Annotated in this window: 20 protein-coding genes; 7 read left to right on the top strand and 13 right to left on the bottom strand. The window is 68.7% G+C overall.

What is annotated here, in order from left to right; genetic code table 11:
* Nucleotides 1–510, bottom strand: a 510-nt coding sequence (locus tag OP79_RS33675) for a (2Fe-2S)-binding protein (RefSeq protein ID WP_033325640.1), incomplete at its 3' end; no start/stop codon positions are given.
* Between the two features lie 380 nt (nucleotides 511–890).
* Nucleotides 891–1,757: a helix-turn-helix domain-containing protein gene (locus OP79_RS33680; RefSeq protein WP_033325641.1), complete on the bottom strand. Its 867-nt coding sequence runs from the start codon at nucleotides 1,755–1,757 to the stop codon at nucleotides 891–893.
* Nucleotides 1,758–2,183: 426 nt separating this feature from the next.
* Here OP79_RS33680 and OP79_RS33685 point away from each other — a divergent pair, with 426 nt between their 5' ends.
* The 3 genes from OP79_RS33685 (at nucleotide 2,184) to OP79_RS33695 (ending at nucleotide 4,380) form a co-directional block, all read left to right on the top strand.
* Entirely contained in the window at nucleotides 2,184–3,200 is a 1,017-nt protein-coding gene (locus tag OP79_RS33685) for a zinc-dependent alcohol dehydrogenase family protein (protein WP_033325694.1), read from the top strand.
* A gap of 78 nt (nucleotides 3,201–3,278) precedes the next feature.
* Nucleotides 3,279–3,944 (top strand): SDR family NAD(P)-dependent oxidoreductase, encoded by a 666-nt coding sequence (locus OP79_RS33690; RefSeq protein WP_033325642.1) that lies wholly within the window; start codon nucleotides 3,279–3,281, stop codon nucleotides 3,942–3,944.
* Between the two features lie 79 nt (nucleotides 3,945–4,023).
* Complete coding sequence (locus tag OP79_RS33695; RefSeq protein WP_033325643.1) at nucleotides 4,024–4,380, top strand: cyclophilin-like fold protein; 357 nt, start codon at nucleotides 4,024–4,026, stop codon at nucleotides 4,378–4,380.
* An 18-nt stretch (nucleotides 4,381–4,398) separates the two neighbouring features.
* Here the strand turns inward: OP79_RS33695 and OP79_RS33700 are convergent, their stop codons facing one another.
* From OP79_RS33700 to OP79_RS33715, 4 genes are all read right to left on the bottom strand, one after another.
* A complete protein-coding gene (locus OP79_RS33700; protein ID WP_033325644.1) occupies nucleotides 4,399–5,256 on the bottom strand; it encodes a hypothetical protein in 858 nt (285 codons plus the stop codon).
* 197 nt (nucleotides 5,257–5,453) lie between these two features.
* Nucleotides 5,454–5,645: a DUF397 domain-containing protein gene (locus OP79_RS33705; protein ID WP_033325645.1), complete on the bottom strand. Its 192-nt coding sequence runs from the start codon at nucleotides 5,643–5,645 to the stop codon at nucleotides 5,454–5,456.
* A 201-nt stretch (nucleotides 5,646–5,846) separates the two neighbouring features.
* Entirely contained in the window at nucleotides 5,847–6,719 is an 873-nt protein-coding gene (locus OP79_RS33710) for a helix-turn-helix domain-containing protein (RefSeq protein WP_033325646.1), read from the bottom strand.
* A 436-nt stretch (nucleotides 6,720–7,155) separates the two neighbouring features.
* Nucleotides 7,156–7,914: a GOLPH3/VPS74 family protein gene (locus tag OP79_RS33715; protein ID WP_033325647.1), complete on the bottom strand. Its 759-nt coding sequence runs from the start codon at nucleotides 7,912–7,914 to the stop codon at nucleotides 7,156–7,158.
* A 225-nt stretch (nucleotides 7,915–8,139) separates the two neighbouring features.
* On the opposite strand from OP79_RS33715, the gene OP79_RS33720 reads away from it, so the two are divergent.
* A complete protein-coding gene (locus OP79_RS33720) occupies nucleotides 8,140–11,394 on the top strand; it encodes a hypothetical protein (RefSeq protein ID WP_078492167.1) in 3,255 nt (1,084 codons plus the stop codon).
* Between the two features lie 341 nt (nucleotides 11,395–11,735).
* Here the strand turns inward: OP79_RS33720 and OP79_RS33725 are convergent, their stop codons facing one another.
* Together OP79_RS33725 and OP79_RS33730 are read right to left on the bottom strand one after the other, a co-directional pair.
* Nucleotides 11,736–13,565: a hypothetical protein gene (locus OP79_RS33725; RefSeq protein ID WP_033325696.1), complete on the bottom strand. Its 1,830-nt coding sequence runs from the start codon at nucleotides 13,563–13,565 to the stop codon at nucleotides 11,736–11,738.
* A 368-nt stretch (nucleotides 13,566–13,933) separates the two neighbouring features.
* Nucleotides 13,934–14,443 (bottom strand): glutathione peroxidase, encoded by a 510-nt coding sequence (locus OP79_RS33730; protein ID WP_033325649.1) that lies wholly within the window; start codon nucleotides 14,441–14,443, stop codon nucleotides 13,934–13,936.
* A 36-nt stretch (nucleotides 14,444–14,479) separates the two neighbouring features.
* Between OP79_RS33730 and OP79_RS33735 the strand changes: the two genes are divergently transcribed.
* Nucleotides 14,480–15,391, top strand: a complete 912-nt coding sequence (locus OP79_RS33735; protein WP_033325652.1) for an SMP-30/gluconolactonase/LRE family protein — start codon at nucleotides 14,480–14,482, stop codon at nucleotides 15,389–15,391.
* 64 nt (nucleotides 15,392–15,455) lie between these two features.
* On the opposite strand, the gene OP79_RS33740 is transcribed toward OP79_RS33735, so the two are convergent.
* Together OP79_RS33740 and OP79_RS33745 are read right to left on the bottom strand one after the other, a co-directional pair.
* Nucleotides 15,456–16,472 (bottom strand): phosphotransferase family protein, encoded by a 1,017-nt coding sequence (locus tag OP79_RS33740; protein ID WP_245685544.1) that lies wholly within the window; start codon nucleotides 16,470–16,472, stop codon nucleotides 15,456–15,458.
* Nucleotides 16,473–16,756: 284 nt separating this feature from the next.
* Nucleotides 16,757–17,149 carry a hypothetical protein gene (locus OP79_RS33745; RefSeq protein WP_033325653.1) on the bottom strand — a complete coding sequence of 131 codons (393 nt, stop codon included), beginning with the start codon at nucleotides 17,147–17,149 and terminating at the stop codon, nucleotides 16,757–16,759.
* Nucleotides 17,150–17,510: 361 nt separating this feature from the next.
* Here OP79_RS33745 and OP79_RS33750 point away from each other — a divergent pair, with 361 nt between their 5' ends.
* Nucleotides 17,511–18,434, top strand: coding sequence for an immunity 49 family protein (locus OP79_RS33750; RefSeq protein ID WP_342669565.1), 924 nt, complete (start codon nucleotides 17,511–17,513; stop codon nucleotides 18,432–18,434).
* Nucleotides 18,435–18,519: 85 nt separating this feature from the next.
* On the opposite strand, the gene OP79_RS33755 is transcribed toward OP79_RS33750, so the two are convergent.
* Nucleotides 18,520–19,497, bottom strand: coding sequence for an ArsR/SmtB family transcription factor (locus OP79_RS33755; RefSeq protein ID WP_033325655.1), 978 nt, complete (start codon nucleotides 19,495–19,497; stop codon nucleotides 18,520–18,522).
* Between the two features lie 93 nt (nucleotides 19,498–19,590).
* Between OP79_RS33755 and OP79_RS33760 the strand changes: the two genes are divergently transcribed.
* Nucleotides 19,591–20,826: an MFS transporter gene (locus OP79_RS33760; RefSeq protein WP_051745117.1), complete on the top strand. Its 1,236-nt coding sequence runs from the start codon at nucleotides 19,591–19,593 to the stop codon at nucleotides 20,824–20,826.
* Here the strand turns inward: OP79_RS33760 and OP79_RS52405 are convergent.
* Both OP79_RS52405 and OP79_RS33765 read right to left on the bottom strand, forming a co-directional pair.
* The gene (locus OP79_RS52405) at nucleotides 20,728–20,967 is read right to left on the bottom strand and encodes a DUF397 domain-containing protein (RefSeq protein WP_078492169.1); all 240 of its coding nucleotides are present in this window, start codon (nucleotides 20,965–20,967) and stop codon (nucleotides 20,728–20,730) included. The two genes, OP79_RS33760 and OP79_RS52405, sit on opposite strands and share 99 nt — an antisense overlap.
* Complete coding sequence (locus tag OP79_RS33765) at nucleotides 20,964–21,788, bottom strand: helix-turn-helix domain-containing protein (protein WP_033325657.1); 825 nt, start codon at nucleotides 21,786–21,788, stop codon at nucleotides 20,964–20,966. Before OP79_RS33765 ends, OP79_RS52405 begins: the two co-directional genes overlap by 4 nt.
* Between the last annotated feature and the right edge of the window lie 53 nt (nucleotides 21,789–21,841).

Consider the following 21,841-nt stretch of genomic DNA (forward strand, 5'->3'; position numbering starts at 1 on the left):
CGTGCAGTAACCGCACTGGAAGGCGTCCTCGTCGATGAACGCCTGCTGCAGCGGGTGCAGTTCGTCGCCGTCGGCCAGGCCCTCGATCGTGGTGACCTCAGCACCTTCCAAACGGGCCGCCAGGGTCAGGCAGGAGTTGACGCGCCGGTTGTCGACCAGGACGGTGCACGCACCACAGGCCCCGGCGTTGCAGCCCTTCTTGGAGCCGGTCAGGTCCAGGTGCTCGCGCAGCAGATCCAGCAGCGAGGTGCGGTTGTCGACCGTGACGGTTCGCCGAGAGCCGTTCACCGTCAGCGAGACGCGGCTGGAGGGTGCGGCCTCGCCGGCTTCCGCATCGTCCGCATTGATGAAATCCGACCCGGCGATGAAGCCGCCGACGACGACGGCACCACCGACGGCAGTGGTCGTGGCGATGAAAGTGCGTCGGGTCGGCGCTGTCGGGGACCCGGTGGACTCGGTGGAGTCGGTGGGGGGCGGAACGTCTGTATCGGTGAACTCAGTGGAAGACATACATACGCTTTCGGACTCGGCGGGCGGGGGCTCCTGGCCTGCGCAGCGGCAGGAACGGGGCGAATCCCGTGACGTCATCACCACCGGGCGCTGAGAAATTCGCACGTGCTGCGAGGCCCGCGGTCGGTCACGCCGGGCAGTCTTGCATCGTCGGCATCAGTTGTGGGAGGGAGAGTTTTCTCCCTGGATGTTCTTCTCTCAAGGGGTATTCGGCTCTGTTTCCCGAGAGAGGAAACCGCTGAACGCAAGCACGACAGTGTGGGGCGGTGATCAGCGGACGGGAAAGATGCAGGATTCACGAATTTCGCGGCTGCTGACGCACGCGTCGAATTGTCAGCTCCCGGTCCGACAGAAACGGTGAGACATGTCGGTGAGACGTGTCAGGGCGCGTCGGACGCACGTGCGGCCGGCTGAGCCGTCCAGGACGAGAGCAGACGCAGGCTGTCGTGCGATGCCGTACCGGGTTCGGCGGTCCAGATCACCAGTTGCTGCTCGGCGTCGGTGGTGGAGATGAAGCTGTCCCAGTCGAGGGTGATCTCCCCGACGAGCGGATGCCGCAGGGTCTTTGTTCCCACGCTCAGCGCCGTGGCGTGCTCGGCACCCCACCATCGCCGGAAGTCGGCGTCAGCCACAGACAGTTCACCCACCAGTTCGACGAGCTGCGCGTCTCCAGGGCACTTGGCGCCCTCCATCCGCAACTGCGTGACGCAGGCATGGGCAACGCGCTCCCACTCCGGGTACAGCGCCCTCACGGCGGGCTCGGTGAAGAGGAGCCGGATGAAGTTCCGCTTCTTTCCCGGCATTTGGGAGAAGTCGGTGAACAGGGCGGCGGCCAACGGGTTCCAGGCGAGGATGTCCATGTACCGCCCCAGCACCAGCGCTGGGGTGAACGGGATGCCGTCCAGGAACCGTCGCACCTGGGGCTGAACTTTCTGCGCCGGCCGCCGGCAGACCTTGACCCCCACCTTGCCGGCCAGCGCGAACAGGTGATCCCGCTGTTCGTCGTTCAGATGCAGGACGCGGACGAGCGTCGCGAGCACGGCCGCCGACGGCCCTACGCGTCCCTGCTCCAGGCGGGTGTAGTGAAGACTGCTGAGCCCGGCCAGCCGGGCGACCTCGTCCCGCCGCAGACCGGGCACTCTCCGTGGCGCGCCGGTCTCCGGCAGCCCGACCGTGCGCGGACTCAACTCCGCTCGCCGGGCTTTGAGGAATTCACCCAGCTTCTTCAAATGTACGCTGCTTTCCATGCAAGTAACTGTCGCATGAAACCATCAAATTATGAGGGGGTCGAATTTATCCCAGGAAACCTTTCCGCCCGGTCATTCGCGCCGCCTCGTGGACCGCCGACGACTGTCAGCCGAGTGATCACTCGCTGAAGTGGCGATCCGCTGCCGACAGTTCACGGACGAGAGCAGCCTACTGCGGATGGCGCCGTTGTCACGGTGGGAAGGGGGGAGAGTTTTCTCCCTGGATGATGTGCTCCCAGGATGGAACCCTCCCCTTTTGCGGGTACGCGCGACAGTGGCAAGCTCATTGGCGCGACCGGAGAGCGGCTCTGGAGATCAGCTCCGGAGATCAGCTCCTGTCACCGGAAAACACTCCACCGATGAGTCGCCCCCAGCCCGCCGGTTTCTTTTCCGGACGCCATCGAAATGACGTCATCGAAAGGCATCATGCGCGCAACCATCATTCACGCCCCTGGCGACATCCGGGTCGAGGACGTCCCCGCACCCGGGATCGTCAACCCGACCGACGCGATCATCCGTACCGCCGTCACCTGCGTGTGCGGCTCGGACCTGTGGCCCTACCGCGGCATCGAGCCCGTCGACGAACCCCACCCGATGGGACACGAGTACGTCGGCATCGTCGAGGAAGTCGGCAGCGAGGTCGCCAACGTCAAGCCCGGCCAGTTCGTGGTCGGCTCCTTCGCCACCTCGGACAACACCTGCCCGAACTGCCAGGCGGGCTACCAGTCCAACTGCGCTCGCCGCGAGTTCATGAGCACCTGTCAGGCCGAGTACGTCCGTATCCCCAACGCGCACGGCACACTCGTAGCCACCCCCGAGCTGCCCGCCGACGATGTCGTGCCCAGCCTGCTCGCCGTGTCCGACGTGATGGGCACCGGCTGGTACGCCGCCGTCGCCGCGGAGGTCAGGCCCGGCTCCACAGCCGTCGTCGTCGGAGACGGCGCGGTCGGCCTGTGCGGCGTCATCGCCGCCAAGGAACTCGGGGCCGAGCGCATCATCGCGATGAGCCGGCACGAGCCCCGGCAGAAGCTGGCCCTCGAGTTCGGCGCCACCGACATCGTCACCGAGCGCGGCGAAGAAGGCATCGCCCGCGTGAAGGAGCTGACGAACGGTGTCGGCGCCGACTCCGTACTGGAATGCGTCGGCACCCCCGAAGCCATGCAGCAGGCCCTGCGCTCCACCCGGCCCGGCGGCAACGTCGGCTTCGTCGGCGTCCCCCACGACGTGGCGATCGACGGCCAGGAGCTGTTCTTCTCCCACGTCGGCCTGCGCGGCGGCCCGGCCCCCGTGCGCGACTACCTGCCCGACCTCATCGACCGCGTCCTTACCGGCCGCATCAACCCCGGCAAGGTCTTCGACCTCACCCTCCCCCTGGAGCAGGTCGCCGAGGGCTACCAGGCGATGGACGAGCGCCGCGCCATCAAGACCCTCCTCACGCCCTGACCCGACCCGGGGGCCGGACCCCGTCGGCGTCCAGCCCTCGCCACTCACTCACCACACCCACTCACTCAAGGGCCCACCATGACCACGTTCGCCCTCATAGGCGCCGGCCCCGGTCTCGGGCTGGCCACCGCCCGCCGCTTCGGAACCGCCGGGCACACCGTCGCCCTGATTTCCCGCAACGCCGAGAAGCTGGACGAACTGACTGCCGAACTCGCCCGCGACGGCATCCAGGCCCGCGGTTTCACCGCCGACGTCCTCGACATCGAGTCACTGAACGAAGCCCTGTACGCGGCCGCGGCCGCCCTGGGGACCATTGAGATCCTCCAGTACAGCCCCGTGCCCCGAGCCGACTTCATGAAGCCGGTCCTCGACACCGGCGCGGACGACCTCGACGCGCCGCTGTCCTTCTCTGCCAAAGGCCCCGTCGCGGCCGTGAACGCCGTCCTGCCCGGTATGCGCAACCTCGGCCGCGGCACCCTGCTGTTCGTCAACGGCGCCAGCGCCGTACGCCCGAACCCCGCCGTGGCCGGCACCTCCATCGCCTTCGCCGCCGAGAGCGCCTACGCCCGCATGCTCCACGACGCCCTCGCCCCGGAGAACATCCACGCCGCGCAGCTGATCGTCCCAGGAGCCATCCGGCCCGACGCCGAACACAGCAGCCCCGAGGTCCTCGCCGGGCGCCTGTACGACATCCACCTCAAGCGCGACGCCTTCCGTCACTACGCCGAACCCCTCCCTGACTGAACCCCCTGCACATCCCCTCCCCTGGACGCCCGTGATCCTGGGCCGCCCTCCCGCCCAACTCCCGCCAGGACACCCCGACATGAACATCCGGCTCGCCATCGACGGCACCCCCGTCGACGCCACCCTGAACGACAGCGCGGCGGCCAGGGACTTCGCCGCCCAGCTTCCGCTCACCCTGAACCTCACCGACTTCCACCAGGCCGAGAAGATCGCCGACCTGCCTCGCCGACTGTCCACCTCCGGCGCCCCGGATGGGGCCGCCCCCCGCGCCGGCGACCTCGCCTACTACGCGCCGTGGGGCAATCTCGCCGTCTTCTACCGCGGCGGTTCCCACGCCACCGGCCTGATCATCATCGGTCACATGGCAGACAGCGGCATCAAGCAACTCTCCGGGGCCGACGAGGTCAACGTCACCATCGAAGAGGCCTCCCGGTAGCGGCAGTCGCCGGCGGGTTCACCGCAGCTCGTCCACGTAACGGTCCGTCCCGGGCACCGTGGGGATGAACGGTGCGACGAACTGCACGTCGCCCAGCCCCGAAGCCGCCACTGCCGTGTCCAGGTCCGCGAAGTGGTCGAGCCAGTGGTCGCGGGGATCATGCTGGAGGAACCACAACAGGGTCAGCCGGGTCCCGACCCCCTCAACCTGCTTGACGTAGGTCATCCGGTCCAGGGGCAACGGCGTCGGCGTGAAGACGGTCACCATGGCCGCGGGCGAGCCCGCCAGCCGTTTCGGAAGGTGGTCGTCGCGCAGCCACGCGAGCAGTTCGCCGCGGCTGCCGGGGGAGTCGGCGTCGATGACCTGGACGACGAGCCCGGCGAAGGGGTGGTCGAGGGCGTGGATGTCACGCGGCCCGTGGTCGCCGTCGCGGTAGACGGTCACCGCGTGGTCCTGGAACGCGGTGAAGACGTGCGTACGGTCCTGGAAGACGCGGTGGTCGCGGTTGAGGCGTTTGTTGATGCCGACGGTCCACCGCATGTGGTCGGCGTAGCGGCCCGCGGTCATCCAGTAGGCGGATATGTAGCACCCTGCCGTCACCGGCTGCGCGACGGAGGAGGTCTGGGGGTAGCGCAGGAGTTGCAGGTCCCGCGTGGCGACCCAGCGACGTCCCGCGTACATCCACGGCATGGCCATCGCGCCCGCGATGTAGTGGTCGTCTTCGTACCAGCGATTGTACTCGCGCTCCCGGCCGGGATGCGGCTCGACCATGGTGATGAGCGCGTGCCCGAGGTCGGCTCCGTAGGGGCCGACGGCGGCCAGTTCGGCATACAGGTGGCTGCGGGTTTCGTCTGCGTGCGTCGCGTCGTCTGTCATGGGTCCGGTGTAGCTGATGGAGCGTCAGTTTGGGAGAGGCATCCCGTTCGACTTCGCCCGAAGTTCCGCGATCAGGTGCACCAGGCAAAAACGCAGCCCCCTCGGCTGGTGACGGCGTCCAGTCGAGAGGGCTCTTGCAGTGGTGCATATGGAGTTGGTCCGGCCAGTGGTGGCCGAGGGTCAGGGACCCTCAGGTCTCACTGCTTGACCGATGTCACGAAGACACTCCACGCCGCGGCCGGGAAGGCCAGGGTCGGGCCCTCGGGGGCCTTGGAGTCGCGGACGGCGAGAGCCGAGGTGGTGGGTGACTTGACCTCGACGCACGCGCTGTTCGGGGAGGAGTACGAGGACTTCGTCCAGGTCTTCGTGGCGCCTTGCAGAATTGCCATGTTCGCTCCGATGGTGAATCGCTGGCCGAGGTCACCGGGCCATTGGGGCCACAGCGCGGTTCGCGCCAACTTTGTTGATCGAGTGGCGTGATCGACGCTACTCGCCAACTTCCTCGTCCGGAGGAGCCGTTCACTCGTCTGGGTGGAATATGCCATCCAGACCTTCTGTTAAGGTGCGCCGAGGTCTACAATCTGCGCCCTTCAGTCCATGCGGTCTCCACGGGCGTACTGCTTCGCGATGTCGGCGATGATCTGACGCGACTGTTCGGGGTTGAGAGCCTGGGCCCGCAGATGCTCGTACATGAGGCTGTACTTCTGCACGTCCGGCGCCTTCTCCAGGTACAGGTCGCTGGTGACACCCTCGATGTACACCACGCTCGAATCGGCCGCGTCGGCGAACTCCAGGATCGCGTACTGCCCGGCAAGACCGGAGTGCGCGCCGACGTCGAACGGCAGTATCTGCACGGTGATGTGGGGGAGTTGGGCCATCTCGTTGAGGTGCTCCAACTGCTCGCGCATCACGTTGTTGTCGCCGACCACCCGGCGCAGCGAGGCCTCGTCCAGCACCACCCACAGGCGCAGCGGGTCCTTCTCGGCGTTGATGCGTTCCTGGCGCCGCAGCCGGACCTGGACGCGTTTCTCGATCTCGGCGTCCGAGGACTCGGGCGATCCGCCGCGGACGATGGCCTCGGCGTACGTGGGGGTCTGGAGCAGTCCGGTGACGATCTGGGGCTCGTAGACCCGCAGCGATTCGGCGTCCGTCTCCAGGCCGATGTAGACGCTGTACGGGATGTCCCCGAACGCGTGCCACCAGCCCTGCTGGCGCGAGGCCTTGGCCATTTCCATCAGGCCGTCGACCATTCTCTGGTCCTCGACCTCGTACACCCCGCACAGGTCACGGACGTCGCGCGGACTGATGCTGCGCCGTCCGTTCTCCAGGCGGCTGATCTTCGACTGGGAGACGAGCAGGCGCTCGGCGACCTCTTCGGCGGTCATGCCCTTGAGCTCGCGGAGCCGGCGCAGCTCCTGGCCCAGCCGGCGTCGCCTGACGGTGGGATTGACATTGGACGCCACGGGACGTGCACCTCCGGCTGCGTGCGGCCTGTACTTTGCGTGTCTGCTGTTGAGCAGATTGCCACCAAGGCGTGTGTCAGCGCTGGGAAACTGCGGATATGCGGTGGGTATGCGCCATGTTGCCGCCGCTCAAGCGCTCCGCTGGAAGTCCGGTGCGTCACCTGCGGGTCCGTTGTGGCTGGTGGTGCCCGGACGGCGGAGCCGCATATGTCACAGCCCCGCGCCCCTTGGGGGCGCTACGGAAGCGCACCGGACATGCGGCCGCGCGGGGCGGCGGGCCGTGTCGTCGTCCGGACGTACGGCCTGCCGCCCCGCGCGGCTCAGCGGCTCCCGAACCGGGTCTTGGGGACTTGCGGTGCGGCGCTGACGGTGTGCGCGTGGTGCTCTGTAGTGCCCTGCAGTTGTCGTGTGGTGCCTTGTGCCGTGGAACAGCGGTTCAGTGGGCCACGGCGCGCGCCATGGATCCGCGGCGCGGTTGCATCGGAACACCCCGTGTGGGTTCCGATGCGGGCCTGGCTCCGGCGGTGGCCTGACGGCCGGCCGTCGGGGCCGGGCTGCGGCGCGGCTGTGCGGCCACACCGTTCTGGACGTCCATCACGGCGTGCGCCACGAGTCCGCCCATGGGGTCGTGCCTGATCAGATCCCGGAGGCGGGAGCGCGAGGAGCGCCCTTCGTTCCCCGGGTAGAGGTGCTTGCCCAGGCCGACGGCGTGCGCCAGCGCGGCCAGTGCGGCGGTCCGCGGGTCCGGCGGTACGCCGGTGCGGATCGCACTGTCCAGCCGGGCCTTGATCTCCCGGCTGATCTCCGTGTCGGTCGCCTGATAGCGAGTCGTCGGGAGCACCCCGCACATCTGTCCCGCGACGGCATGGACCATGCCGCAGCGCTCCAGATGCGATAGGTACGTCTGGCGCAGCCCCAGTCGGGGCCCGCCGATCCAGTGAACGGCACGCACGGGAGCGCCACGCCTTCGCAGCAACTCCAACGCGCAGTCCAAAGTCGGATCTCCGGTCGGCCGTGGTACTACCACGGCGATACGATCCCCGTCTGGGGCTATCCGTCCGGCCAGCGCCAGCTCCACTAGCTGTGCTCCGGCCAGACCAAGGTCGAGCGACTGCGGCTGTGCGGTGGTACCCGTGGTCGGGTCCAGCGCCAGCAACAGAAGCTCCTCCGGAATCGTTCTGCGGCTCCTGCCCATCCATGCCTCCCCGCGTGGATGAATGACAGGGTGACCCCTCTCACAATGGTCTGTCGAGAGCGCGTGACCGGAATGTAGTGGAACCGGTAGGTATGTCGTTCTCGTCTACCGCAGGGGTTAAGCCCGCACACAGGACACTGGTGCATGGTTCGGACATCGGTTCCGGGCTTCTGTTGGCGGCTCTTCAAGGGTTCATGGTTCGGTTGGGCGCACGGTGAGTGGCGCATGGAGGAGGCATCGGTGGCGGGCGAGTCCCCCGACAGGTCGAAGCAGCACGAGTCGTCGGCAGAACCGACGTCGGGGAGTACGGCTCCGGTTCCGGGTCCTGCCTCCGGCTCCGGGGGCGGGTCCGACGCGCGTCCCGCGCCGGGTGCGGATCCGCGGCTCGCGGTGGCCCGCGAGGCGGTAGCGGCGGCGGTCCCGCCGCGCGAGCGACGGCGGGAGCGGGGGAGGGTGGACACGGCCACGGCGGTGTTCTCCACGCGCGGTATCGCGGACGTCTCGGTTTCGGACGTGTCGGCTTCGGGCGCCTCGGGTACGGAGGCTTCAGGTTCGGTTGCGTCGGATACGGCAGGGGCGGAGGGCTTGACTGCTGAGGGTTCCCCCGGGCGGGAGGACTCTGCGGCTGCTTCGGAAGCGGAGGACGCCGCGGAGTCCGGTGCGAACGGCTCCCAGTCGTCCCAGGGGGGTGACGCCCGGCTGCGGGACGCTGTGGCGGCTTGGGTCGCGGGGACGGGTGCCGGGGCTGAGGGCGCGGGCTCGGATTCGAGCTCAGGTGACCGTGAGTCGCGGGCAGAGGCGGAGAGTGACGGCGGCGTCGAGGGTGACGAGGACGCGGCGCCTTCGGCCGACGACGGTACGGCTCCGGAGGCGGAGGTCGACGCCGAGGAGGCGCGTACGGACTCCGAGGCAGACTCGGGTTCCGAGCCGGAGGATGCGGTCGCGGCGGAGGGCGCCTCCGGCACTGTGGAGGCGAAGGACGACCGGTCGGTGGGCGACGTCGAGGCCGAGGCCGCGGAGCCCCTGGGCGAGGAAACCCCGGCGGCCGGCGGTGGCTCTGATGCGGACGAGCCGGAGGCGGACGCCTCCTCCTCGGCGGTCGCCGACCAGGAGGCCGGTGCGGCAGTTGGCGGTGACGCCGAGGAGGACCACCCTGCGGGCAGCTCCGAGGCCGAGGCCGCGGAGGATGCCGAGCGGTCGGAGGTGAAGCCGGAGGACGGCGCCGACGCGCGGTCGGACGCCGGGCCCTCGGGCGATGACACCTCAGCGGGTAGCCGTGGTTCTGGTGCGGACGAGCCGGAGACGGACGCCGCCTCCGGCGCCGACGGAGATGCCTCCGGCGAGGATGTGTCCGCTGACGCGGAGGACGACGCCCCTGTGGGCGGCTCCGGTGCCGAGCCCTCGGCCGAAGACGCCGTGGCCGGTGGCCGTAGCGACGATGAGGACGAGTCGAAGGCGGACGCGACCCCCGGCGGCGGAGCCGCCTCGGCCGCCGCCCCGGGCACTGGCGCGGAGTCTGGCTCCAGCGTCGTTGTGGATGGTGCCACCGCTGACGCGGAGGACGACCACTCCGCGGGCGGCCACGACGCCGATCCCTCGGCCGAAGAGGCCCCGGCCCCTGGCCGTACCGCCGACGCGGACGAGCCGAAGGACGCCACCCCCAGCGGCGAAGCCGCTCCCGCCTCCGGCGCCGACGCGAAGCCCGAATCCGAGAGTGGCCGGGACGGCGGCGACGCGGGGTCCGGCTCCGCGACCGGCTCCGCGACCGGCCAAGACCCCGACCCGAAGCGCGACCCCCGTGTCAGCAGCGGAAACGTCCCGGCTGCCGAGCGGGATGACGAGGGCGAGCCCGAGCCCAGCTCAAGTGCTGGTGAGGACGAGCCCAAGCGTCCCGTCGACCAGCCCACCGCAACCTTCAAGGTGCGGGCGCCCGCTGTTGATCAGCCCACCACCACGCTCAAGGTGGGCGATGCCAAGCCGGACGAGAAGCCCGCCGGCACCGAGCCCGACGACAAGCCGGACGAGAAACCCACCACCCCCGAGCGTGACGCCGAGCGCACCAGCAAGTTCGTGGCGCTCAAGCCGCTCGACGAACCGGCTCCTCCCAAGGAGAAGCCGGCCGTTCCGCCCGCCGCCGAGACCGCTGCCATTCCGCAGGTCGGGCCGGAGCAGACCGCGCAGCAACCCCTGCCGCCCAGGCCGCCGATCGATCTGCTGGCGGAGTTGACGAACACGCCGCCGCCTCCGGAGACTCCGGTGCGGACAATCGTGCGGCGGGTCAAGATCTGGACGCCGCTGGCCATCCTGCTGGCCGTGGTGTTCGCGGTCGTGCAGGCGGTACGCCCCTTGCCGACGCCCACCCTCGCGCTGACGGCCGACGAGACGTACACCTTCGAGGGCGACAAGGTCACCCTGCCGTGGCCCGGCGAGGGCCAGGGCTGGATGGACGTCAACGGCGTCGGCACGGTCGACAACTTCGGCAAGCAGCAGCCCGTCGCCATCGGCTCGGTCGCCAAGGCCATGGTCGCGTACGTGATCCTCAAGGACCACCCGCTGAAGTCCGGCGAGGAGGGCAAGAACATCCCCGTCGACGCGAAGGCCGAGACGGAGGGCGGTTACGACAAGGACGGCGAGTCCACGCTCAACACCATCAAGGCGGGCGACACCCTCACCCAGCGGCAGGCCCTGGCCGCCATCATGATTCCGTCCGCGAACAACGTCGCGCGGCTGCTGGCCCGTTGGGACTCGGGCGGCGACGAGGCCGCGTTCGTCAAGAAGATGAACGACGCCGCCGCGGACCTCGGGATGAAGAACACGAAGTACACCGACCCCTCCGGCCTGAAGGAGACCACCGTCTCCACCGCCGAGGACCAGGTGAAGCTCGGCAACGAGCTGGTCCGGATGAAGGCGCTGACGGACATCACCAAGCTGCCCACCTGGAAGGACCCCTCGGGCAAGAAGTGGCAGAACTTCAACCGCCTCGTCCCGTACGACAACGCCATCGGCATCAAGACCGGCTCCACCACCAAGGCCGGCGGCAACCTGCTGTTCGCCGCCACCGAGGACGTGGACGGTGAGATCGTCACCGTCGTCGGCGCGATCCTCGGCCAGCACAAGCCGCCGATCATTGACACCGTCAACGCGGTCAGCAAGACCGCGATGGTCGCCGCCCAGGACGCGCTGACCTCGTCGAAGATCCTGAAGAAGGGCGACGTCGTCGGGTACGTGGACGACGGGTTCGGCGGCCGGGCCCGGGTCGTCGCCACGCAGGACGTCTCCGCGGTGGGCTGGGCCGGCAAGACCGTCGAGCTGACCTTGAGCGACGGCGGCACGGAGATTCCGCACGAGGCGAAGGCCGGGACCAAGGTCGGTGCCCTCATCGTCGGAGACGGTACGGGCGGCGCCGTCGAGGTGCCCGTCACGCTCCAGTCGGACCTCACCGAGCCGGGCTTCGACAAGAAGCTGACTCGTCTCGGCTGACCGCCGCACTTCGCGGCGGACGCCCCTTTCCGATCCATGTGGACCGGAAAGGGGCGTCCGCATGCGTGGACCGCCCGCCTTCGCCCCCGTCGACGTGCGCACCCAGCACACGGCGGACTTCACGGCGACCCTCCGCTTGGTGGACCTCGGGATCGTGCGGGTCGCGGCGGCGACGTCTCCCCCGCTGGAGGCGCACGGACGCCCCGGGCCCCGCCGGCCGCACCACTCCGGGTTCTACATGCTGGTCCTCAACCGGTCGGGTGACATCACTGTCGCAAACAAGCAACGCGCCGTGACGTTGGCGCCCGAGGTGCCTCGGTGGAGCAGCAGGAGAGCGTCCTTCAGGAATCATCGGTCTTGCAGTCCAGCGGCGTCTCGTGGGATGGGCCGCCGTATCTTGAGCTGATCCGGACATCGCCGGCCTCCTGGACCGTCAGACGCGTGAATTCACCCGCGTCGCTCAGACAACCCTTGTCCGCCCACAGCCACGGCGAGTAGGCGATCCGTACGGTGACCGCGCCGGGCTTCGGCATGCGGACGACCAGGTTGGCGCCGTCGGAGCTCACCATCGAGGCGGGCTTGTCGACCAGCGGGGTCGCGTTCTTCACCCGGTAGATCTTCCAGTTGGCGTCCTCCCACACCCTCTCCAGATACTCCGGCTCGCTGGTCACCAGAGCGTGCTCCAGTTTCGCGGGGCCGTCCGGTTCACCGTTGACGAGGACGACGAAGCCCACGGCCCATTGGGAGAGCCAGGCCCGGTAGGCCTCCGAGGAGAAGGCGCCCTCCGGCACCTTGGTTCCGCCGTGCCCCTCGTAGAACAGACGGCCGCGCTCGACGTCGGCCTGCCGGTTCCAGCCGCGGGCCATGTTGATGTAGGGCGCGAGGATGGCGGCCTCCCGGTGGTCGCGGGCAGGCACCACCTCGACGCGCGTTTCCTCGGCGCCCAGCTGCTTGAGCTCGGCCACGACACCGTCGGTCTTGACCGCCCACTCGGGCACCTTGGTGTTCGTGACGATGTCGGCGATCGTCTTGCCGGACAGCCAGGTCAGGGACAGGACCATGGCCGCCACGCAGACCACCTTCCGCCGCCGGGGCGTGAACCACGCGAGGGGCAGCCGGGCGGGCGGTGTGCCGCCCTCAGAGCTCCGAACAGAATGGGCGCCCGGCTCGCGACGCCTGGCACGCACGCTCGCCGCGTTGCCAAAAGGTCCTAGTAGCTCCGCTACGAGGACCTTCCGGCGCCTTGCGATCGCACGCACCAGACGCCGCGAGCTGATCGGACTCCCATTCTGTTCGGAGCTCTCAGCGCCCGAGCCGTTTCTGTCGGCCTCGCTCCGGTCGCCTTGATACATCGCGATGGCCAGCAGGGCCGCCGGGCCCGCCAACTCCAGAAGCCGCTCGACATTGGTGCCGATCGGCGTGGGCATCAGATAGCAGAGCACCACGCCGAGCGCGTAGACCGAGGCGCTGAACCGCAGCACCCGCCAGTGGCGTGGCGCCGTGAGCACGACCACCACGCACATCACGACCGGTGGCCATATGCGACTGAACGGCATGGGCTGCTCGCCCTCGAACGGGAACAGCAGCGTGGTGACGGCGACGACGACGACCGGCGGCACGACCAGCGTGGCCGCCCGGTCCCACTCGCGCGACAGCAGGTACGCGGCGCCGACCACCAGGAGGAACAGCCCGGATACGGGGCTCCCCATCGTGGACAGCGTCGCGCACACGACCGCCACGGCCAGATGCCGCTTGGTCCGCCCGCTCACCACCGCCAGCACGGCCCCCATGCCGAAGGCCGTGCCCAGCACGAATGTCGAGCGACCCGACACCACCTGGCACCACAGTGAGAGCGTCACCGCCAGCGCGGGCCACACCGGTCTGCGCACGCCCGTGCGCACGACGACCTCACCGGCCAGCCAGGAGGCCGCGAGCCCCGAGAGCATCGTGACGGGCACCACGCCCATCGCCGCCATCACGTACGGCGACATCACGCTGTAGTTCACAGCGTGCAGACCGCCGTACCAGAACAGGTTGTAGGCGGAGTCCGGGTACATCTTCGCGAACTCCGCCCACGCCACCTGCGCTGCCAGATCGCCGCCGCCAGTCGCGAAGACCGCCCACCACACGAAGTACAGCGGAAAGGCGCAGGCGGCGACCGAGAGCGGCACTCGGTGGCGCTCGTACCACGGCTCACGTGCCCGTGCCGGTTTGTCAGAGCGCAGGACAGGGCGGCGCGGGGTCAGCTCGGCAAAGGCCACTGAGGCTCTTCCGTTCCGTTCGACTCGTGCAGGCTGGTGTTGGCGTTCTGTTCGTGTAGACGCTAACCACCCGCTGACAGTTGGCCGACAGGGCCCATCCGATCTCCCGGTCCGTCGCTCTCCTCGGACACCTCGGAGAAGTAGACGACGAACGGCGCCCCCGACATCCCGCCGGAGGCCTCCGCCCGGCGACAAGGACAGTGCCCCCTGCCCCAGGGGGCAAGGTCAACCGGAGCCCGAATTCAACCGAGCCAACCGAGCCAACTGAGCTAACCGAGTCAACCGATGGCCTTCTCCACGGCCGCCGCGACCTCCGCCGACTCCGGCTCGGTCTGCGGCGAGAAACGGGCGACGACCGCGCCGTCCCGGCCGATCAGGAACTTCTCGAAGTTCCACCGGATGTCACCGGTGTGCCCCTCGGCGTCGGCGTGGCCGACCAGTCGTTCGTACAGCGAATGCCGTCCCTCCCCGTTCACCTCGACCTTCTCGGTCATCGGGAAGGTCACCCCGTACGTGGCCGAGCAGAACTCCGCGATCTCCTCCGAAGTCCCCGGCTCCTGCCCGAGGAACTGGTTGCACGGCACCCCGAGCACGGTGAAGCCCTTGTCCGCGTACTGCTCGTGCAGCCGCTCGAGGCCCGCGTACTGCGGAGTGAGCCCGCACTTGGAGGCCACGTTCACGATGAGTACGGCTTTGCCCTTGTACTGCCCGAGGTCGGCGGAGCCGCCCTGCAGGGCATTGATGTCGATGTCGTACACAGATACGGAAGACGCGTCGGAAGAAGTCATGTTCGGATGCTAACCGGGATCGATAAGGTCCCCGGCGTGACCACCGTGAATGGGATCTACGAGACACTCGACGACCGCTTCCGCACCGGGCGCTGCACGCTCGGGGACGCCCGGCTGGAGCGCCTGTACGACGACTGCCGCTGGGCGGAGGGCCCGCTGTACGTCCCCGCCTGGCGCCAGCTGATCTGGAGCGACATCCCCAACGACCGCCTCCTGCGCTGGGACGAGACGACGGGGACGGTGGGGGTCTTCCGGCTTCCGGCGGGGAACAGCAACGGCAACACCCTTGACCGGGAAGGCCGGCTGATCACCTGCGAGCAGGGCAACCGGCGGGTGACGCGAACGGAGCACGACGGCCGGGTGACCGTCCTCGCTTCCCACTACGAGGGCCGGTGCCTCAACAGCCCCAACGACGCCGCCGTACGCTCCGACGGCTCGATCTACTTCTCCGACCCGGACTTCGGCATCCTCACCGACTACGAGGGCCACCGGGCGGAGTCCGAGATCGGCGCGTGCAACGTGTACCGGCTGGACCCGGTGACAAGGGAGGTCCGCCTCGTCGCGGACGGCTTCGAGGGCCCGAACGGCGTGATCTTCTCGCCCGACGAACGGCGCCTGTACGTCTCCGACTCCCGGGCCGCCCGCATCCACGTCCACGAGGTACGCGACGACGGCACCCTGTCGCCCGGCGAGGTCTTCGCCGAGGGCAAGGACGGCGTCCACTTCGACAACATCCGCTTCGACGACGAGGGCCGCCTGTGGGCGGCCGCCCTCGACGACGGCGTCCACTGCTACGACCCCGACGGCACCCTCATCGGCCGCCTCCTGATCCCCGAGACGGTGTCCAACATCGCCTTCGGCGGCCCGAAGAACAACCGCATGTTCATCACGGCCACGACGTCGCTGTACTCGCTGGTGATGTCGGTGACGGGCGCACCGCGGCTCTGACGGGACGCCGAAGCCGCGCGGGCTCACGGAGAGCATGGGCCCGCGGGCGGTGTCGAGGGCTGGATCACGACGGGGCGAGGCGGTGGCGGAGGCCGGCTGTGAGCTGAGCGACCGCGTGGGTGTAGAGACCGGTCTGCAGGTCCTCGGAGGTGTTGCGGCGGGTGCGGAAGTGCAGGGAGGAGAAGAACCGCTCGTAGACCTCCCACGCGTCGCGGCGCGTCGCGAGGCTGTCCAGCGTCTCGTCGCAGGTGTCGGGGGCGTACCGCAGATAGCTCTCCAGCAACCGGCGGATCCTCGTACGGTCCAGCGGCAGATACCACGGCGGAGCCGGTACGTAGCCACCGATGTACGCCAGGTCCTTTGCCGGGTCGCCGATTTCGACCCATTCCCAGTCCACGTAACGTGGCGTGCCGGCGTCGTCGACCAGGATGTTGGGCACCACGAGGTCGCCGTGGATGAGGGTGAACCGCTCCAGGCGCCGGAAGGTGGGTTCCGCCGCCGCCACGAAGGCTTCCACGCGGGGGAGCAGCCGGCTGACCTCCGGATCGTCGACCACGTGCGGGAATGTCTCGCGCCACCAGGTGAGGCTGGTGGCGAACAGGTGGGTCAGTGACAGATACGTGGCTTGTTCCTCGGCCGGTGCGCCGACGTCACCGCACCGGTCGAAGGCCCTGGCGTGGAGCCTGCTCATCTGACGGGCGTGTGCGGCCAGAAGGCCGTCGTTCCACTCTGCGGGCTGGAACACCCGGCCGGAAACGTACCCGCACACCATGTAGGGAGACCCCAGAGGGTTGTCGTGTGCCTGTTCCAGCAGCACGGCCGAGGGGCCGATGCCGTCGGGAAGATGGGGGAGGGCGGCGAACTCCTTGCTCATCGGCCTGGGCAGGTCCTCGGGAGCCCGACGTGTGACCCGGACGACCAAGGAAGGACTTCCGTCGACGTCGAGGCGCCAGGCCGTATAGCTCTCTCCCTGTCCCAGCAACCGAACCCTGGTATCCCGTGGTGAAGGTGCCGGCGTCTGCTCGGGCAGGCCCAAGCGCCCGGGCTCAGTCTGCGCCAGATGCTCGATTCGAGCGGCCATGTCGTGCGCGGACTGCTCGCAGCTCACTGCGTCGGCTTCCTCGTCGACCTCGGTTCCTCTCCCCCAGCCCGTCCGGCGCGCTCGGACACCATGCCGGCGTAGGACTCGAGGCTACCGAGGACCGAGGACCAGAAACAGGTACTCAACTTGTTGTTCAGCTTCCAAGGTTGCGCGTTTATCTGCCGTGCCCCGCGTTCTCCCAGGGGCGGCCGCGGGCTGGGCTCAGCGAGCAGGAGAGCCCGGTAGTGATGCGGAGAGCCTGACGCCGGGTAAGGCAGGGTCGTTCAACGTGTGCGCTCTTCTTGAGATCGGCGGTAGGCGAGGACCGCCAGCGTCACAAGGCAGCCGATCAACACGGCCGTACAAGTGGACAGGAGTGGGTTGACCCAGCCGCTCACGAGTTCCTTCTGCTCGCCGTTGTCCCAGTAGCAGGTGGCGTGAAGCGGAAAGGTGCCGCTCTCGTAGCGGTCGAACTGGACGAGGGGGCGGCGGTCAAAGAAGTCGGGGCATGCGTGCGAGGGGAAGGCGAAGAAGACCTGGGACCAGCCGAGCAGGTAGCACAGGGTTCCCGTGGCGGTAGAAGCTTTGATCAGGCCCAGGAGACGCCGGCCCTTCTGGACACGCACGAAGGGCAGTCCGAAGCCCACAAAGAGCACTGCCAGGATCCAGGAATCCAACACCTTCCTTCCCCCTCTTGCTTCTGGCTGTTACGCCACACTGCTATCCAACCTGACTGGCGAGTGGGACTCGATGCCGGGACGGTGGAGGCTTGCGACGTGATGGGCTGGGCGGGTGTGTGGCAGGGTTCAGGAACCTGTGTGTGAAGACCGGCTCCCCGGATGACGAACCGAAACCGCCCCGACTCGGGCCCGGGGGGGTAGGGAGGCTGGTGCGCGAAATTGTGACACCTCAGCCAGAAGTGTCACAATTTCAGAAAGCAACCTCTGGGGGGACGGGGCCGACGGATGACCGCAGCGCTCAACTTGTGGTCAGGGCCGGGCACCTGTGATGTCAGTGGCGGCTGCCAGGATGACGTACATGACGATCAAGGATGTAATCCGGCACGAGGTGAGCGAGCAGCGGATCGAGCAGGCGCTGGAGGGCATCGAGGGGCGGATCATAAGCCGTTGGCACACGATGCAATACGACTGCTACTCCGACGCGGAGTTGCAAGCGATGCGTGACGACCTCCTCGACCATCTCGCCGCCCGCACGGTGGCGGACCCCCAACTCAGCACACCCCCGTCACGCATCGTCCTGCGCACTGCGGCGGAGTGCGCCCTGGGCTTCTTGGACCTCGGTTCCCATCCCGACGGCGACCAAGAGATCGTCTTTCCTCTCGTCGACGAGAGCATCAGCAGCGAGGACCTGGCCTTCGGGGACGTGGTGGAGCACGCATCCACCGCGAGGGACTGGCTGGATGCCTTCGCATTGGGCCTGATCAGCGGCATGGTGTGGGAGCGGGACCGTGTTGTCGGGCTGCTGCTGCGTGACCATGCGTCCACGATCCACGACGGGGTGCCGTACTCGAAGCTGGAGTCAAAGTCGGATCCGGCGGAACTGGCGGAGATGGACACCCTTGCCTGCTACCTGACCAAGGCCAGTGGACACCTGCCTCGGGACTGGCCGTCCGTGACGTTGTGCATGCCGGAGGTCGACGAGCGTCTCGATGGGGCGCTACGCCTGAATGCCCTCGGCGACTTGACGCCGGATCAGCAACTGCTGCGCGTGCTCTTGGAGGATGACCAGTCGGCCTTCGAACGGGCTCTGACACATCGTCTTGTCCAGCACCGGGAGAGCGCTCCCCCCGATGCGGCACCCCGCAGCCTGCTGCCGCAGAAGACCATCGCCCTGGCCGCACTCGCAGCCCAGGTACACGGCTGGACCTTGCGCGTCCAATCCGCCTACCTGCCCCAGGCCTTGCTGAGTGCCCCGGAAGGCGCGCCGACGGTCAGCAGATGAATCGGCGTCCTCACCACTGTCTGGCCTCACCACTGTCCGGGCGGAAGCCCCCGCAGTCTGCTCCGACGCAGGCCGAACGACAAGCTCAACTTCGAAGACCCGCTTTGACGAGAACCTCGCCCGCCGGCGTCCGGGAATAGAGCACCGACCGTCCCGCCCGCCGCCGTTGGACGAGCCCGGCGTCGAGCAGGACCTTCAGGTGGCGGCCGACGGAGCCGAGTGCGTGCCCCGTGACGGCCACCAACTGGCTCGTACTCAAAGGGGAGTCGAGAAGCACGAGTACGCCGGCCCGGGCGGGTCCGAGCAGCCGGTTGAGGCTCTCGGGCGCGGCGACCGGCTCGGCCCCGGCCAGCGCGCCCGAGCACGGGTACACGACCGCGTACCGGTGCGGATCCTCCCAGGAGACCCAGCCGCGCCGCTGGGGCGTGACCGGTACGAAGAAGAGCTCGGCGCCGGAGATCTCGCGCGGCGGATACTCGTGCAGGTTGACCTGGAGCCGGTTCTCGCCCAGCCAGCGCATGCCCGGCCGCATCGCGTCGAGCGCGGCGGCCCAGCCGCCCTGGCTCAACTGGACGGTACGGGCGACGACATCGGCTTCGAGTACGCGTCGCCGCCGGGCCCAGTAGGGGCGTACGGCTTCGGCCCAGACGTACTGGAGCAGGTCGGCGGCACGGGACGGCAGGTCGTCGCGGTCCTGGAGGATGCGCGGCAGCGGGCCGCCGCCCAGGGCGACGACGAGGTGGGCTCGGGCGGCTTCGGGGGACGTGTCCCGTACGCGCGCGACTTCCGCCGCAAAGTCCTCCGGCTCTCCGGTCGGGGTCGGCGCGAGGAAGTCGGCGGTCCACTCCTTGCCGAGACCGGCCCGCACGAGGGCGGCGGTGACGGGATCGGCGGCCAACCGCCTTCTGTACTCCGTGAGATGGGCATCGAGCCAGGTCCGCTCGCCGGGGTGCGCGGCCGCCCCCGCGTGCAGCGCCTTGAGACCGGCGAGGGTCTCGGCGAGCGGAGACAGCACGAAACGGCTCCCGGCGAGAGTGTCGGCGTTGACCTGCCACCAGCCCATGCCTGTCTGCCCGCCCTCCGCTCACCGTTGTTGTGGTTTCGCCTCAGTGCGAAACATTATCGGCCGGGATGCGGACGCTTCGAGACTCCGCTCATGCGCTCCTACCAATCCCTGTTCCGTACGCCGGAGTTCACGCCGCTGTTCCTGACCTCCCTGGTCAAAGGGGCCGCGCAGACGATGAGCGGTCTGGCCCTGGGCACCTTGGTGTACGCGGCCACCGACTCGCCCCTGCTCTCGGCGCTGAGCATGTTCGGCCCGTCCCTGGCCCAGGTCCTGGGCGCGACCACACTCCTGTCGGCGGCCGACCGGTTGCCTCCCCGGGCGACGATCACGGGCATCGCCCTGGCGTTCGCGGCGGGTACGGCGATCCTGGCGACGCCCGTGCCCCTGTGGGCGATCTTCGCCCTGATCCTGCTGCTGGGCCTGGTGGCCTCGCTGGGCGGAGGAGTCAGCTGGGGCCTGCTGAACGAGATCCTGCCCAAGAACGGCTATCTGCTGGGCCGTTCGGTCTTCAACATGGCGAACGGGCTCACGCAGATCACCGGGTACGCGACCGGCGGCGTCCTCGTCACGCTCCTGTCCCCGCGCGGCACCCTGCTCACGGCCGCGACGCTCTACCTCGCGGCAGCGATCACGGCCCGCCTCGGCCTGACCCGCCGCCCGCCCCGCGCGTCCGGCCGCCCCTCCGTGGCCGAGACCTGGCGTACGAACGCACGCCTGTGGTCGTACGCACCCCGCCGCAACGTCTACCTGCTCCTCTGGGTCCCCAACGGCCTGATCGTCGGCTGCGAGTCGCTGTACGTCCCGTACGCCCCCGACCACGCGGGTCTGCTCTTCGCCTGCGCGGCGCTGGGGATGTTCGTGGGGGACGTGACGGTGGGCCGCTTCCTTCCGTCTCGGGTGCGGCCCCGTTTCGGCGTCCCGCTGCTACTGCTGCTGGCTGCGCCGTACCTGCTGTTCGCTCTGCGGCCGGGGGTGCCGGTGGCGGCGGTTGTCGTGGCTGTGGCCTCTGTCGGCTTCGGCGCGAGCCTGGTCCAGCAGGAACAGCTGATGGCCCTCACCCCGCCCGAACTCAGCGGTCACGCCCTGGGGTTGCACTCCGCCGGGATGCTCACGATGCAGGGGGTGGCTGCCGGGCTGGCGGGGGCGGTGGCTCAACTGACGTCGGCGGGGGCGGCGATGGTGGTGATGGCCGTCGCGTCGATCGCGGTGACGGTTGCGTTGTCGGTGTCAGTCGCGGGTGAGCGTGAGGAACGACGTCCAAGCGGCGGGGGTCACGGTGAAGAGCGGGCCGTCGGGGGTCTTGGAGTCGCGGATGTGGATGGCTGAGGGGTGGGTGGCTACCTCGACGCAGTCGCCGCCCTCACTGCCGCTGTAGCTGGACTTCCGCCATGCGTAGGCGACTTCGAGGCAGTCGCCTCCCTCGTCGCCGCTGTAGGCCGACTTGAACCAGTGCAGTGCGCTGCTCATTGCTCTCCCAGCAGACGGTCCAACAGGCCCCTGGTGTCCTCGGTGTTGAGGGCCTGAGTCCGCAGCATCGCATACTTCTGAGCGAGGATCGCCACCTCGTCTGGATCACCGACCAACTGGCTGCCGCGTTGGGTTTCGCTGTAGGCGAGGCGCTGGTAATCGGGCGTCTCCAGCAGGACGAAGGGTCCGTCGAGGGCGGCGTGCATGGTGCGCCCGAACGGCAGGACCTGCAGGGCGAGTCCGGGCAGTTCGGCGTACTCACGCAGGCGCCGCAACTGCTCCACGTATACCTCCTTGCCGCCCAAGAAGTCCTGAAGCACCGCCTCCCAGATCACGAAGCTGGTGGTCGGCGGCACCTTGCGGTGCAGAATCTGCTGGCGCTCGATACGCGCCGCGACCTTCTGCTCGATCTCGTCCTCGTCGTAGACGGGAACGCGGCTGCGGAAGACCGCCCGAGCGTAAGCCGTCGTCTGCAACTGACCGGGCAACACCTGGTTCTGGTAGGAGGAGATCGCGATCGCCTGCTGCTCGTAGTCGACGAACTCCTCGGCGAAGCGCGGGATGAGGTCCACCTCGGGCATGTTGTCCACGGCCGCGGCCAACACCCCCTTCGTGTCAAGGATCTTGTCCAGCAGCTCCGCGAAGTCCTCCTTCAGCGGCCGTCTGCCCTGCTCGATCGACGCGATCGTCTCCTCGTCCACCCGTGCCCGCTCGGCGAGCGTGCGCTGGGTGAAACCGGCCGCCCGCCTCAGCACAGCCAACTGCGCGCCGACCATCTTCATCGCCGATGCGTTCTTGCGCGAACGCTTCCTGGAGTTCATACAGGTCCAACTCCCCACCGCGGTACGTACGTTCACTGCGACAGGTCCGTACA

Origin of the sequence: Streptomyces yerevanensis (assembly GCF_000716805.1) — a bacterium.
Classification (GTDB): domain Bacteria; phylum Actinomycetota; class Actinomycetes; order Streptomycetales; family Streptomycetaceae; genus Streptomyces; species Streptomyces flaveus.